General features: G+C 67.3%; 14 protein-coding genes. 10 read left to right on the top strand and 4 right to left on the bottom strand.

Going from position 1 to position 13216, the window contains the following annotated elements; all coding sequences use genetic code 11:
* Positions 1–37: 37 nt before the first annotated feature.
* Positions 38–922 (top strand): bestrophin family protein, encoded by an 885-nt coding sequence (locus tag BMW51_RS13370; protein ID WP_093007238.1) that lies wholly within the window; start codon positions 38–40, stop codon positions 920–922.
* 1 nt (position 923) lies between these two features.
* Here BMW51_RS13370 and BMW51_RS13365 read toward each other — a convergent pair whose 3' ends face one another.
* Complete coding sequence (locus BMW51_RS13365) at positions 924–1664, bottom strand: SDR family NAD(P)-dependent oxidoreductase (protein ID WP_093007236.1); 741 nt, start codon at positions 1662–1664, stop codon at positions 924–926.
* A 20-nt stretch (positions 1665–1684) separates the two neighbouring features.
* Positions 1685–3100 carry a sigma-54-dependent transcriptional regulator gene (locus tag BMW51_RS13360; protein WP_093007234.1) on the bottom strand — a complete coding sequence of 472 codons (1416 nt, stop codon included), beginning with the start codon at positions 3098–3100 and terminating at the stop codon, positions 1685–1687.
* A gap of 169 nt (positions 3101–3269) precedes the next feature.
* Between BMW51_RS13360 and BMW51_RS13355 the strand changes: the two genes are divergently transcribed.
* From BMW51_RS13355 to BMW51_RS13330, 6 genes are all read left to right on the top strand, one after another.
* Entirely contained in the window at positions 3270–3395 is a 126-nt protein-coding gene (locus BMW51_RS13355; protein WP_245708525.1) for an aa3-type cytochrome c oxidase subunit IV, read from the top strand.
* A gap of 4 nt (positions 3396–3399) precedes the next feature.
* Positions 3400–4521: an NAD(P) transhydrogenase subunit alpha gene (locus BMW51_RS13350; RefSeq protein ID WP_093007232.1), complete on the top strand. Its 1122-nt coding sequence runs from the start codon at positions 3400–3402 to the stop codon at positions 4519–4521.
* Positions 4518–4976, top strand: a complete 459-nt coding sequence (locus tag BMW51_RS13345; protein ID WP_342724126.1) for an endonuclease domain-containing protein — start codon at positions 4518–4520, stop codon at positions 4974–4976. The genes BMW51_RS13350 and BMW51_RS13345 overlap by 4 nt, the downstream gene beginning before the upstream one ends.
* Complete coding sequence (locus tag BMW51_RS13340) at positions 4976–5275, top strand: NAD(P) transhydrogenase subunit alpha part 2 (protein ID WP_093007228.1); 300 nt, start codon at positions 4976–4978, stop codon at positions 5273–5275. The genes BMW51_RS13345 and BMW51_RS13340 overlap by 1 nt, the downstream gene beginning before the upstream one ends.
* A gap of 58 nt (positions 5276–5333) precedes the next feature.
* Entirely contained in the window at positions 5334–6830 is a 1497-nt protein-coding gene (locus BMW51_RS13335; RefSeq protein WP_093007226.1) for an NAD(P)(+) transhydrogenase (Re/Si-specific) subunit beta, read from the top strand.
* 89 nt (positions 6831–6919) lie between these two features.
* The gene (locus BMW51_RS13330) at positions 6920–7882 is read left to right on the top strand and encodes a helix-turn-helix domain-containing protein (RefSeq protein WP_143051866.1); all 963 of its coding nucleotides are present in this window, start codon (positions 6920–6922) and stop codon (positions 7880–7882) included.
* A 174-nt stretch (positions 7883–8056) separates the two neighbouring features.
* Here the strand turns inward: BMW51_RS13330 and BMW51_RS13325 are convergent, their stop codons facing one another.
* Both BMW51_RS13325 and BMW51_RS13320 read right to left on the bottom strand, forming a co-directional pair.
* Positions 8057–8845 (bottom strand): SDR family oxidoreductase, encoded by a 789-nt coding sequence (locus BMW51_RS13325; protein ID WP_093007222.1) that lies wholly within the window; start codon positions 8843–8845, stop codon positions 8057–8059.
* Between the two features lie 39 nt (positions 8846–8884).
* Positions 8885–10030 carry an acyl-CoA dehydrogenase family protein gene (locus BMW51_RS13320; RefSeq protein ID WP_093007220.1) on the bottom strand — a complete coding sequence of 382 codons (1146 nt, stop codon included), beginning with the start codon at positions 10028–10030 and terminating at the stop codon, positions 8885–8887.
* 157 nt (positions 10031–10187) lie between these two features.
* Here BMW51_RS13320 and BMW51_RS13315 point away from each other — a divergent pair, with 157 nt between their 5' ends.
* The 3 genes from BMW51_RS13315 (at position 10188) to BMW51_RS13305 (ending at position 13216) form a co-directional block, all read left to right on the top strand.
* Complete coding sequence (locus BMW51_RS13315) at positions 10188–11015, top strand: SDR family NAD(P)-dependent oxidoreductase (RefSeq protein ID WP_093007218.1); 828 nt, start codon at positions 10188–10190, stop codon at positions 11013–11015.
* The gene (locus BMW51_RS13310) at positions 11012–12496 is read left to right on the top strand and encodes an MFS transporter (RefSeq protein WP_177171680.1); all 1485 of its coding nucleotides are present in this window, start codon (positions 11012–11014) and stop codon (positions 12494–12496) included. Before BMW51_RS13315 ends, BMW51_RS13310 begins: the two co-directional genes overlap by 4 nt.
* A 219-nt stretch (positions 12497–12715) precedes the next feature.
* Positions 12716–13216, top strand: a complete 501-nt coding sequence (locus BMW51_RS13305; protein WP_093007315.1) for a CHAP domain-containing protein — start codon at positions 12716–12718, stop codon at positions 13214–13216.

Genomic DNA, 13216 nt, shown 5'->3' with positions numbered 1-13216 from the left:
TGCATCCGATTGCGCGTCCGCCGGTTATGGGCGCGTCATGATCGTCACCTCCGTTCCCCGCGCCAAGCAGATCTTCCTCGAAGTCTGGAAACCGCTCACCGTCCTGTTCATCTGGGACGTGATCGTCACGATCATCTACATGCGCTTCCCGTTTCGCGCGCCATCGCTGCCGCTGACGCTGTTCGGCTCGGTGCTGGCGCTGTTCCTCGGCTTTCGCGTCAACTCGGCCTACGACCGCTGGTGGGAGGCGCGCACGCTCTGGGGGGCGATGATCAACGCGTCGCGCAACATCGCGCGCGCGGCGCGTAACTTCCTGCCCGACCCGCAAGCGCGCGACATGATCCGCACGATCGTCCTGCGCCAGATCGCCTACGTCAACGCGCTGCGCTGCCAGTTGCGCAAGCAGCCGGTCGACGAGGTCGTACTGAAATATCTGTCGGAGGACGAGGCGCATCCCTCGCTGGAACGCGTCAACACCGCCAACGGCCTGCTCGACGGCACCGGTCGTCGCATCGACATCGCGCGGCAGAACGGTTGGATCGACACGATCCAGCAGACGCAGATGGAGGCGGTGCTGGTCGACATCGCCAATGCGCAAGGCGGCATGGAGCGGATCAAGAACACGCCGCTACCCAACCAGTACCGTTTCCTGCCGACGCTGTTCACGCACGTCTTCGCGATCCTGCTGCCGATCGGGCTGGTCGAGACGCTCGGCTACGCGACCCCGCTCGGCTCGACGGTGGCGAGCCTGATGTTCCTCGCCGTGCTCGCGATCGGCGAGGATCTGGTCGATCCGTTCGCCAACACCGTCCACGACGTGCCGCTGACGGGCATGTGCCGCACGATCGAGATCGACCTGCTGCAGTCGATCGGCGACGAGGCGCCCAAGCCGCTCCAGCCGGAGAAGGGCGTGCTCTGGTAGACTAGAGCGTGTAGCCGCCGTCGCATACCAGCGTTGCGCCGGTGATCAGCGCCGCGGCGTCGGAAAGCAGGAACGCGATCTGCGCCGCAATCTCCTCAGGCTTCGCATAGCGGCCGAGTGGCGTCGCCATTGCAGCCAGTTCCGCGAAGGCTGCATCGCGCCCTATCTCAGCCACGCGGTCCGCGAACATCGGCACCGCGTCCCACACCGGCGTCTCGACACCCGCTGGTGCGACCGCGTTGACGCGGATGCGGTCGGGCGCACCTTCCTTGGCCGCGACCTTGACCAGGTGGAGCAACGCCGCCTTCGACGCGCCATACGCGGACACACCCGCCTCGGGTTTGATCCCGGCGGCCGAGCTGGTCGCGACGATCGCGCCGCCTGTATCCTTCATGGTGCGCATCGCGGCACGCAGCGTCAGGAACGCGCCGTCGAGATTGACCGAGGTGATCCGCTGCCACTCGGCAAGCGACAGGTCGGTGATCGCACCCGCGCCAGCCACGCCCGCGTTGACCACCGCCGCGTCGATCCCGGCGAGCAGCGGCGCCGCACGATCCCATAGCGCCTCGTCTCGCACGTCGCCGACGATGCGATCGACCGCGACAGGCAGATCGACCCGCGCCAGCGCCGCGTCATCACGATCGACCAGCACTAGCCGCTCCGCGCCGTGCGCCGCATAATGCTGCGCGCAGGCGAGCCCGATGCCGGAGCCTGCGCCGGTGATGAGGATATGCCTGGCCATGCCGCTATTCTAGCAGCCGGTCACGCCGCGCTGTCGATCCCCAATTCGCTCAGCTTGCGGTACAAGGTCGACCGCCCGATGCCGAGCCTGCGCGCGACCTCGGTCATCCGCCCGCGATAATGCCCGATCGCCAGCCGGATCACGTCGGCCTCGATCTGCTCCAGCGGGCGCAGATTGCCGTCGGCGAGGAACAGCGTCACACCGCCCGACTGCGCGACCGGCTTGGTCCCGCGCATCGCCCGCCCGCCCAGTTGCGCGATCTGCGGGAAGTCGGCGCGGGTCAGCGCGTCGCCCTCGCACAGCACCGCGGCGCGGAACAGCGCATCCTGCAATTGCCGCACGTTGCCGGGCCAGTGATAGTCGACCAGCAGCGCCAGCGCATCGTCGGTGATCCCCAGTTCGCGCAGGCCAGGCTGCCCGGCGATCCGCGCGAGCAGGTGGCGCGACAGCGCGGGGATGTCGCCCGGGCGCGCGCGCAGCGGCGGGATCGCGACCTGCACTGCATTCAGGCGGTAGAACAGGTCCTCGCGCATCCGCTCGGCCTCGACCTCCTCGGCCAGGTTCTTGTCGCTCGCCGCCAGCACGCGCACGTCGACCTCGCGCGGGTGGCGCGCGCCGATCGGGTGGACCTCGCCGGTTTGCAGCACGTGGAGCAGCTTCGCCTGCGCGTCGAGCGGGATCGCGTCGACATGGTCGAGGAACACCGTGCTGCCGTCCGCTTCGACCAACTTGCCGATCTTGCGCTCGAACGCGCCCGTGAACGCGCCTTTCTCGTGTCCGAACAGCTCGCTCTCGATCAGATTGGCGGGCAGTGCGCCGCAGTCGATCGTGACCATCGGCGTGCGGGCACGCGGGGACGCGTTGTGGATCGCCTCCGCCACCACTTCCTTGCCGACGCCCGCCTCGCCCTCAATCAGCACGCAGACGCGAGCGCGCGCCGCCTTGGCAGCGATGGCGAGCGCGGCGCGAAACTCGGGCGCGGAGCCGACGATCTCGTCGAAGCCGAGCATCGCGGGGATCTTCTCGGTCAATGGGCGCAGCTCTCCCGTCGCGCTACCGGCAACCGCCGCGTCGAGTGCCTGGAGCAGCCGCTCGGGCGCCAGCGGCTTGACCAGGAAATCGGTCGCGCCCGCACGCATCGCCGACACCGCATGCGCGACCGATCCGTTCGCGGTCAGCATCAGGATCGGCAACGACGGGCGATTGGCGCGCAGCTCCGCGATCAGCGCGGCGGCGGCGGCATCGTCCGACCAGTGATCGAGCAGGATCGCGTCGAGCTGCATCCCCTCGTGCGTGCCCAGCATCGCCAGCGCCATCTCGCCGTCGTTCGCGAAGAGCGTCCGCCACCCGCCGCGCGCGGCCAGCGCCGCGACCAGCCGCCGCTGCGCTGGTTCCTCATCGATCAGCATCAATAAGCGCTGCCCGTTGCGCGTCATTCTCTCGTCCCCGAACGGTCTTTCGAGCATGTAAATAGCGTAATGGGGTAAAGCTGAGCTTAAACCGTCCCATGATTAGACATGCCGGCGCGCGCAGATCGCCCGTTGCCAGCGCGCGTGGGCGTGCATAGGGTCGGACCTGAAACGACATCGTTAGAAGAGGACCCTCATGGCTGCCCTACCCTCGGAGATGAAGGCGCGCGTCTCGACCTACGATCGCGTGATCGGGATGCTGAAATGGGGCGCGGTGGCGTGTTTCATCATCGCCTTCTTCGTCATCTGGCTGATCGCCTGACGCGATGAAGATCGCGGTCCTGGCCGAGGGAGCGGACGGCGAGCGCCGCGTTGCTGCGACGCCGGAGACGGTGAAGAAATTCGCCGCGCTTGGCGCCGAGGTCGCGGTGGAGGCGGGGGCTGGCGCGCGGGCGTCCTATGCCGACGACGACTATGCCGCGGCGGGCGCGACCGTCGGCGACCGCGCGGCCACGGTCGCGGGCGCCGACATCCTGCTCGGCGTGCAGGGCCCCAACGTCGCGACGATTGCGGGCGCGGCACCCGGCGCGTGGATCGTCGCCGGCCTCAATCCGTTCGGTGAGCGCGCGCGGGTCGAGAGCTACGCCGATGCGGGGTTCGAGGCGCTGGCGATGGAGTTCATGCCGCGCATCACGCGTGCGCAGTCAATGGACATCCTGTCGTCGCAGTCGAACCTGGCGGGGTACAAGGCGGTGCTCGACGCCGCGGCGGAATATGGCCGCGCCTTTCCAATGATGATGACGGCGGCGGGCACGGTTAGCGCTGCCAAGGTGTTCGTGATGGGCGTTGGCGTCGCTGGCTTGCAGGCGATCGCGACCGCACGGCGGCTGGGCGCGCAGGTGTCGGCGACCGACGTGCGCTCCGCCACGCGCGAGCAGATCCAGTCGCTCGGCGCCAAGCCGATCTTCGTCGAACATGTGAAGGGCATCGAGGGCGAGGGTTCGGGCGGCTACGCCGGGGAGATGTCGCCCGAATACCAAGCGGCGCAGGCCGAGCTCGTGTCGTCGCACATCGCCAAGCAGGACATCGTCATCACCACCGCGTTGATCCCCGGCCGCCCGGCGCCCCGGCTCGTCAGCGACGCGCAGTTGGCAACGATGCGGCCAGGCAGCGTGATCGTCGATCTGGCGGTCGAGCAGGGCGGCAATGTCGAGGGCGCGGTCGCGGGCGAGATTGTTGAGCGGCATGGCGTGAAGATCATCGGCCACAAGAACGTCGCCGGCCGGCTCGCGACCGACGCCTCGGCGCTGTTCGCGCGCAACCTGTACAATTTCCTGTCGACCTTCTGGGACAAGGAGCAGGGCCGCCCGGTACTCGATGAGGAAATCGGCGACGCGGTGCGGCTGACCAAGGGCGGGCAGATCGTCAACGCGAGGCTCGCTTCGTGATCGCTTATCCTCCCCGGAACGGGGAGGGGGACCGCGCGAAGCGCGGTGGAGGGGGCGTGCAACGTGCGGTGCGTCCAGAAGTCGCGCTCGCGCGTCGGCTCAGGCGCACCATGTCATATCCGGAGGTGCTGTTATGGCAGCGCCTCCGCGGCGATGCACTGGGCCTAAGTTTTCGGAAACAACATCCGCTAGGCCCCTATGTAGTCGATTTCTGCTGCATCAAAGCGCGCCTCGTGGTCGAGGTGGATGGCGCTGTGCATGATGGCGATCGTGCCGCAGCGGACCAGATGCGTGATCACTTCATTCGGGAGAACGGCTTCCGCGTGTTGCGGGTGAGGGCAAGCGACGTGCATCGAGACATGGATGGTACTCTTGCCGCCATCGTCTCGTGCGCGTCACTCCCCCTCCACCATGCTGCGCATGGTCCCCCTCCCCATGCTGGGGAGGATATTTGATGGACTTCGTTGCGATCCTGTCGATCTTCGTGCTGGCGTGTTTCGTCGGCTATTACGTTGTCTGGTCGGTCACGCCGGCGCTGCACACGCCGTTGATGGCAGTGACCAACGCGATCTCCTCGGTCATCATCGTCGGCGCGCTGATCGCGAGTGCCGCGGCGGGGAGCACGAGCTCCAAGTGGCTCGGCCTGCTCGGCGTCGTGCTCGCCAGCATCAACATCTTCGGCGGCTTCGCGGTCACCAGCCGGATGCTGGCGATGTACAAGAAGAAGGAGCGGCCCGCGGTCGCCAAGCACTGACGCGCGCCGCCCGCGACCACGCGGACGGGTGACGGATTAATCGGGGGAGCAAGGGCAAGTGGAACAGGTCGCGGTCAATCCCTGGGTGGCGCTCGCCTACCTCGTCTCGGGCGTGTGCTTCATCCTGGCGCTGCGTGGCCTCTCCAGCCCGACGACCAGCCAGCAGGGCAACCGCTACGGCATGATCGGCATGGCGATCGCGGTGATGATGACGCTCGTAACGCACGTCCCCACCGTGTCGCTGATCGTCGAAGGTGACGATTACGCCGCAATCTTCTCGCGCGTCGACAAGTCGGCGGTGTTCGAGATCCTCGCCGCCATCGGTGTCGGCGCGGCGATCGGCATCGTCACCGCGCGCCGGATCGCGATGACTGCGATGCCGCAGCTCGTCGCCGCATTCCACAGCCTAGTCGGGCTCGCGGCGGTGCTGGTCGCGGTTGCGGCCTATCTCAACCCCGTCGCCTTCGGTATCGCCGACGTCGTCACGCCGTTGATCGGCCAGCCGTTCGCGGTCATCCACGCGGTCAGCCGTATCGAGATGATCTTAGGCGTAGCGATCGGTGCAATCACCTTTTCGGGCAGCGTGATCGCTTTCCTGAAACTCAACGGCAACATGGGCGGCGCGCCGATCCTGCTGCCCGCGCGCCACGCGATCAACTTAGGCGTCGGCCTCGCCATTGCGTGGTTCGCGTTCCATTTCTGGCTGACGCAGTCGCCGTTCGACTTCTGGCTCGTCGTGCTCCTGAGCTTCGCGATCGGTTTTCTGCTGATCGTGCCGATCGGCGGCGCGGACATGCCGGTCGTCGTGTCGATGCTCAACAGCTACTCGGGCTGGGCGGCGGCGGCGATGGGGTTCACGCTCCACAACAGCGCGATGATCATCACCGGCGCGCTGGTGGGTTCGTCGGGCGCGATCCTGAGCTACATCATGTGTCGCGCGATGAACCGCAGCTTCATCAGCGTCATTGCGGGCGGCTTCGGCCAGAGCGCCGAGGCGGGAAGCGGCGGCGGCGCCAAGGTCGATCGCCCCTGGAAGCGCGGATCGGCCGAGGACGCGGCGTTCCTGATGAGCCAGGCCGAACAGGTCATCATCGTGCCCGGCTACGGCATGGCGGTGGCGCAGGCGCAGCACGTGCTGCGCGAGATGGCGGACAAGCTCAAGGAACACGGCGTCCGCGTCAAATACGCGATCCATCCTGTTGCGGGCCGCATGCCCGGCCACATGAACGTCCTCCTCGCCGAGGCGAATGTGCCGTATGACGAGGTGTTCGAGCTCGAGGACATCAACTCCGAGTTCGCACAGACCGACGTAGCGTTCGTGATTGGCGCGAACGACGTGACCAACCCCGCGGCGAAGACCGACAAGACCTCGCCGATCTACGGCATGCCCGTGCTCGACGTGGAAAAGGCCAAGACCGTGTTGTTCGTAAAGCGCAGCATGGGCGGCGTCGGCTATGCCGGCGTCGACAACGACGTCTTCTACATGGACAACACCATGATGCTGCTCGCCGACGCGAAGAAGATGGTCGAGGAGATCGTGAAGTCGCTCGACTGACGGTTTGCTCCATTATGGCGGCTTTTTGCGCGTGATGGAGCGTTTCGCGTTACCTTAGGTCATCGTCACGGATCACGGGAGGTCAGGACATGAGAATGGGCGCGGACCGTGCCGATGCGGCAGCAGGGTGGGAGGCGGCGTTCTCCGCTGACCTCGCCGCTCGTTTCGATGCGATCGTCATCGGACGCGCCGCGCGTGACGCCGACGCCCGCTCCGCCGCGCTAGACGCGCTGGGCGCGCGGGTGACCAGCGAACTCCCGCTCGACAGCGACTGGTCGACCTTGACCGAGCACGCGGGCCATCCCGTGCTGATCGTCGATCTGACCGCGCAAGCGACGGTGCCGGTCGACGTGCTAGAGCGTGTCGACGAGCTTGCCGCCATGCGTGCGTGGCCGCTGGTCGTCGCCTTTACGCCCAAACAGCTCGACCCCGTCGCCGCGATCTGCGCGCGCCCCAACACCCACCTGCTGTGTGCGCCCGAGGTGTCGGAGTGGATCGCGACGCTCGCGATCGCGGCCGGGGGTGACGACGCGGGCTTGAGCGAACGCGTCGGTGAGAGCGAGTCGGCGCGGCTGCACCGGCTGAACGCTGAGGTCGCGCGGATCGCGGAGGTCGTCGCGCGGCTCAGCCGGCAGAGCGAGGCGACGAGGCGGCGACAGGACGACAATCGCGTCGCCTCGTTCACGACGGCGACGCCCGATTACGACATCTCCGCCGCGCAGGTGCGCGAGGTAATCCGCGCGCGACGGCTGCGCGATCGCTTCTTCGAAGGCGGATTATTCGAGGACCCGGCGTGGGACATGCTGCTCGACCTGCTCGGCGCGCAACTCGAACGCGGCCAGGTGTCGGTATCGAGCCTGTGCATCGCCGCTGCGGTGCCACCGACCACGGCGCTGCGCTGGATCAGCAAGCTGACCGACGCCGGCCTGATCGAGCGCGAGGCCGACCCGTTCGACAAGCGACGCGCATTCCTCAAGCTGTCGTCGCAAGGCGGCCACGCGATGCAGCGCTACGTCGCCGCGGTGCGCGAGTCGAAACTGCCGTTCGTGTAGGAACGTGCCGCCGGCGGCCAGGCGCTAGCCGGCTGATGGGGAGCCGAGATAGCTCTTCAACGTGCCGGCGAACAGTCGGGTGGATCGATCGCGCGTCGGACTGCCAGATGCAGGACGAAGCGGGCGAGGTGTTCGATCGTCGGCCACCCCGCACCACCATCCGATCTTACCGCCTCAGGCGTCGATCGACCCGCCGAGGCTCGCGTTGACGACACCGCCGTCGACCGCGATCGTGTCGCCGATCACGTAGTCACCGGCGCGGCTGGCAAGGAAGATTGCGGTGCCCGCCATGTCCTCGTCGACGCCGATCCGCTGCGCCGGGATGCGCTTTGCCACCGCGTCGCCGTGGTCGCGGGCGGCGCGGTTCATCTCGCTCGCGAACGCGCCCGGCGCGATCGAGGTCACGTTGATCGCGTCCTTGACCAGTTCGGCCGCCATCCGCTTGGTCAAGTAGATAAGCGCCGACTTCGACGCATGATAGCTGTACGTGTCCCACGGATTGAGCCGCAGCCCGTCGATCGAGGTGATGTTGATGACCTTGGCGGGCTGCTCGTGGCTCGCCGCTGCCTTGAGCAGTGGATGCAGCGCTTGCGTCAGGAAGAACGGCGACTTGACGTTCAGGTCCATCACCTTGTCCCAGCCGCTTTCGGGGAACTCGGCGAAGGGTGCGCCCCAGGCGGCGCCGGCGTTATTGACCAGAATGTCGAGCCGCTGCTCGCGCTCGGCCATCTTCGCCGCCAGATCGCGGCAGCCCTCCACCGTCGACACGTCGGCGGGCAGGCTGATGCACTTGTCGCCCAGCTCCGCCGCGGTCTCGTCGCACGCCGGCGCCTTGCGGCTTGATACATAAACGGTCGCGCCCTGCGCGATGAAGCCCGCCGCGATCATCTTGCCGATGCCGCGGCTGCCGCCGGTCACCAGCGCGACGCGACCGTCCAGACGGAACAGCTTGCTCGTATCCATCACCTACTCCCTTTTACCTGATGATCGGCTTGATCGCGGTCAGCCGCCGCGCTTCATCGTCTCTCGCGCAATGATGATCTGTTGGATCTGGCTCGTGCCCTCGTAGATGCGGAATAGCCGCACGTCGCGGTACAGCCGCTCGATCCCGTAATCGGCGATATAGCCCGCCCCACCGTAGATCTGCACCGCGCGATCGGCGACGCGGCCGACCATCTCGGAGGCGAAGTACTTCGCCGCGGCACTCTCCATCACCACGTCCTTGCCCTCGTCCTTCGACTTGGCGGTCTCCAGCACCAGCGCGCGCGCGGCGAGCGCCTCGGTCTTGCTGTCGGCGATCATCGCCTGGATCAGCTGGTGATCGGCCAGCGGCTTGCCGAACTGTTTTCGCTCGGCGGTGTAGGCGACGCAGTCGGCGATCAGCCGCTCGGCCACGCCGACGCAGACCGCGCTGATGTGCAACCGTCCGCGGTCGAGCACGCGCATCGCGATCTTGAAGCCTTCGCCCTCCGCGCCGAGCCGGTTGGCGACCGGCACCGCGACGTCGTCGAAGTTGACGTCGGCGACCTTGGCGCCCTTCTGCCCCATCTTCTTTTCCGGCTCGCCGATCGTCACGCCGGCGAGCGCCTTGGGCACCAGGAACGCCGACACGCCGCGCGCGCCGGGCTCGTCGCCGGTGCGTGCCATCACGGTGAACAGGTCGGCCTTGTCGGCATTGGTGATGTAGCGCTTGGTGCCCGTCAGCCGGTACACGTCGCCGTCGCGCACCGCGCGCGTCTTCACACTGCCCGAATCCGACCCGACATCGGGCTCGGTCAACGCGAAGCTGGTGACGATCTCACCGCTGGCGATGCGCGGCAGCCACTCGCGCTTCTGTTCCGGTGTCCCCGCCATCACCAGGCCCTGGCTGCCGATCCCGACATTGGTGCCGAAGGTCGACCGGAACGCAGGGGTCGTCCGCCCCATCTCGATCGCGACTTTCGCTTCCTCCAGCATGGTAAGGCCGAGCCCGCCGTATTCCTCGGCGATCGACAGGCCGAACAGCCCCATCTCGCGCATCTCCTGCACGACTGCGTCGGGGATGGCGTCGTTCGCCTCCACCTCACTCTCGAGCGGGCGCAGCCGGTCGGCGACGAAGCGGCGCAGATGGTCGATCAGCGCGTCGAAAGTTTCGGTATCGAGAGCCATGTCCTGCCCGCCGTAAAGAAGCTCTCGCGCTCTATCGTGCGATCTCGATGGAGACAAGGTCGGCAAACCGAACATTCGAACCGTCGTCTGTTGACGGGTAAATGCCCCATACTATGATGCTGAAAACGCCGGCGCGACCGGACAAGAGGAGAGTGCAATGCGGTTGCAGGGCAAGCGTGCGGTCGTGACGGGCGGCGCATCGGGCATCGGTCGCGCAACCGCGCTGCGGTTGGTCGAGGAAGGCGCCGAGGTGTGGATCGGCGACATCGACACCGCCGCCGGCGAGGAGCTTGCCGCAACCTCGAACGGACGCATCCGCTTCCAGCACACCGACGTGACCAGCGCCGACGCGATCGCCGCGCTGCTCCAGGCCGCTGACGACGCCGGCGGGCTCGACATCGTGTTCAACAACGCCGGCGCGGGCGGCGCGCGCGAGGCGATCGACGCGATCGCACCCGAGGACTGGGATCATACGCAGGCGCTTCTGCTCCGCTCGGTCGCGCTCGGCATCCGCTACGCCGCGCCAATGATGGCCGAGCGCGGCGGCGGCGCGATCATCAACACGTCGAGCGTATCTGCGCTGGGCAGCGGCTACGCGCCGACGGCCTACTCGACCGCAAAGGCAGGGGTTCTACACCTGACCAAGCTCGCCGCCGCTGATCTCGCGCAGCACAATATCCGCGTCAACGCGGTCGTGCCGGGCTTCATCACCACCAACATCTTCACGCGTCACCTGGGCGTCACCGAGGAGAAGCGCGCGCAGGCGAACCAGGCGATCGCGGGCATGGCCGCACACGCGCAACCGGTGAAGCGCGCCGGGCGGCCCGAAGATGTCGCAGCGGCCGTCGCGTACCTCGCCAGCGATGATGCGAGCTTCGTCACCGGTACCTCGATCGTCGTTGACGGCGGCCTGACGATCGGCACGCGTGCGAGCTGGGATGCGACGCAGCCGTCGCTGTTCGCCGCGCTGGACGCGTTTCAGTGACGCGGGCCGCCGCACCGGCCGGGGCAAGCAGCGCGCCCAAACTGCGCCGGCTCACCCCGGCGACGATGGCGAGCTACGGCGTGGGTGCGGCGGCCTACGGGGTGAAGGATTCGGGCTTCGGCACGTTCCTGCTGTTGTTCTACAACCAGGTGATCGGCGTACCGGCGGCGACGGTCGGGCTCGTCATCATGTGCGCGCTGATCATCGACGCGTTCGTCGACCCGACCGTAGGCTTCTTCTCCGACCGGACGCGCACGCGCTGGGGCAGGCGCCATCCGTGGATGTACGGGGCTGCGCTGCCGATCATGCTCGGCTGGCTGATGCTGTGGAATCCGCCGCTGGCGTCGGAGCAGGTCGTGCTGGGCTGGCTGTTCGTGGTCGCGGTGCTCGTGCGTTCCGCGGTCAGCGCGTACGAGGTGCCGAGCCAGGCGCTCGCCGCCGAACTGTCGGGCGACTATGACGAGCGCACGCGCATCATGGCGTACCGCTACCTGTTCGGCTGGGCGGGCGGGCTGCTGATGCTGGTGAGCGCGTATGTCCTGTTCCTGGCGCCGACGCCCGACTTTCCCAACGGCCTGCTCAACCGTGCCGGTTACAAGGGCTTCGCAATCGCGGGCGCACTGTTCATGGGCGCGACGATCCTCATCTCGGCACTGGGCACGCACAAGGAGATACCGAACCTGCCGAAGCCACCGGTGGAGCGGCAGTCGCTCGCCGACAACTTTCGCGAGATGCGCCAGACGGTGAAGAACCGCGCCTTTGCGATCCTGATGCTCGCCGGATTGTTCGCTTATACGTCGCAGGGCATCACCTATGCGATGACCAACTATCTCTACAGCTACGTGTGGGGGCTGCGCGGCTTCGCGTTCGTGTGGCTGAGCGTGTCGTTGTTCGCCGGCGTCGCGATCGCCTTCGTCGCGGCACCGCGCATCGGTGCCATCGGCAGCAAGCCGCGCGGGGCGGCGACCGCGGCGCTGCTCGGCATGGCGATCGGCACGACGCCTTACTGGCTCCGCCTTGCCGGCCTGTTTCCGCCGATCGGCGCGCCAGTCACGTTGCCGCTGCTGTTCACCTTCGCCGCCGCTGCCACCGCCTGCGGCGTCACCGCCTTTATCCTCGGCGCCTCGATGCTCGCCGACGTGGTCGAGGATTCGGAGATCACCACCGGGCGGCGGTCCGAGGGCGTGTTCTTCTCCGGCGGCTTTTTCATCCAGAAATGCACCAGCGGCGTCGGCATCTTCCTCGGCGGATTGATCCTGACCGCGGCGAACTTTCCGGCCAAGGCGCAGCCGGGGCAGGTGCCGGTCGCGGTGCTCGACCGGCTGACGCTGATCTACGCGGGCTGCTATGTCGTGCTCGGCTGCCTCGCCGCCTTCTTCTATTCACGCTTTCCGTTCGGCCGCGCGGAGCACGCGCTGCGCATGGAGCGGTTGACCGGCGCGTCGGTGATCGACGCCGCCCCGCGCGAACCCGTCGGCTGATTCGACACGAAAAAAGGGCAGTGTTTCTGCGCGTTTGACACGCCAAAACGCGGCTCGTCGCCGCGCTTACTCACTTCATCGGAAAAGGTTCCGCAGGCGTTTGTTCTTTCGAAAACGCTTCGCTAGCTGACCCTCAAGTTACTCATTTGGCCGGGGGGTCATCCCTTGAACGTGAAGAATTTTGCAGCGCGTTTTGCGCTGGTGGCCTCGTGCGCCCTGATGACGGCGGTTCCTGCTTCGGCGAAGGTTCTGCAGTGCGTGCCGTTCGCACGCGAGGTGTCGGGCATCGATATCCGCGGCAACGCGAACACCTGGTGGGGCCAGGCGGCGGGCCGCTACGATCGCGGCAGCACGCCGCAGGTCGGCGCGGTGATGGCGTTCAAGGCGACCGCGCGGATGCGCGTCGGTCACGTCGCGATGGTCAGCCGGATCGTCAGCGATCGCGAAGTGCTGCTGACCCATGCAAACTGGTCGACGCGCGGCGGGATCGAGCGCGACGTGCGCGCGGTGGACGTATCGCCCGCGGGCGACTGGAGCCAGGTGCGCGTCTGGTACGCCGCCAACCACGATCTCGGTACGTCGGTGAATCCGGTGTCGGGCTTCATCTACGCGCACGGTTCGCGCAGCGTCGAACCGGCTGTCGCAGAGCCCGCAATGCCGACCGTCACCATCGCCACCAACGCGCCGGTTCACGTAACCGGCGGCGTCGCGGTCAACTGA

Origin of the sequence: Sphingomonas palmae (genome assembly GCF_900109565.1) — a bacterium.
Taxonomy (GTDB): Bacteria; Pseudomonadota; Alphaproteobacteria; order Sphingomonadales; family Sphingomonadaceae; genus Sphingomonas; species Sphingomonas palmae.
Note: the sequence above shows the minus strand (reverse complement) of the source record. Positions and strands in the feature narration are given on the sequence as shown.